The sequence below is a fragment of the Oleiphilus sp. HI0043 genome (assembly GCF_001634935.1).
The window spans coordinates 1-970 of the sequence record NZ_LWEY01001482.1 but is presented as its reverse complement, the minus strand read 5'-3'; the positions used below and the strand labels follow the sequence as shown (position 1 = coordinate 970).

At 46.2% G+C, this 970-nt stretch carries 1 protein-coding gene; it reads right to left on the bottom strand.

Going from position 1 to position 970, the window contains the following annotated elements; genetic code table 11:
- On the bottom strand, nt 1–970 hold a 970-nt coding region (locus A3729_RS21115), incomplete at both ends, for an ABC transporter transmembrane domain-containing protein (RefSeq protein WP_156498060.1).

Genomic DNA, 970 nt, shown 5'->3' with positions numbered 1-970 from the left:
AAGAGAACGCAAGGTATAGTCTTCGACTGGCACACCGTCTAAGGTAATGCTGCCAGATTGGGCTTCGTAAAAGCGTGGAATCAGGTTCGCCAGTGTCGACTTACCACTACCGGAGCGGCCGACCAAAGCAACGGTTTCACCAGGCTTGATCGATAAATCAATATTCTTCAGGATCGCTTTATTACTTCCTTCGTAAGCGAAGTTAAGATCACTAATCTCAATCGCACCTTGTACTCTGGCACTTTCGAAGCTTCCTTGATCTTTCTCAGGTTCGGCATCAATCACTGCAAACAAGTCCTTAGCGGCAGCCAAGCCTCGCTGAATCTTTTCATTTACCTGAGTTAACTGACGAATAGGTTTTGCCATGGTCGCTGCCGCGGCAATGATCACCACGAAGCTCCCGGCAGTCATATCGCCACGGACATCTGGAGCGAGCGCTAACCAAACCAAAACCGCGATCGCTAATGCGACTAGAGACTGAATAACCGGTGTACTGATAGCTTTAGTCATTTCAAGCTTCAAAGCTTGCTTTAAGTTATATTCACTAGCCTGATTAAAGCGGTTTGACTCATAGTTCTCCCCACCAAATATGCGCACCACTCGGTATCCCGATACGACCTCCGAGGTTACATGCGTGACATCACCCACTGATGCCATAATACGTTTACTTAACTTACGAAAGCGCTTACTCACATAACTTACTAAGGCACCAATCATTGGACCAATTGCCAAAAAGATTAAGGTCAATTTCCAGTTAGCATTGATCATCACAATAAAAAGGCCGATCACAGTCAAGCCCTCCCGTACNATCACCGTTATTGCATCAGTTGCAGCTGAAGAGACTTGTTGAACGTTGAAGGTAATTCGAGAAATCAAATGTCCCGATGCGTTTGAGTCAAAGTAGTAACTGGGCAGTTTCAAATACCGGTCAAACACTTGGGTGCGTAACCGGTGAACGATATTCTGCCCC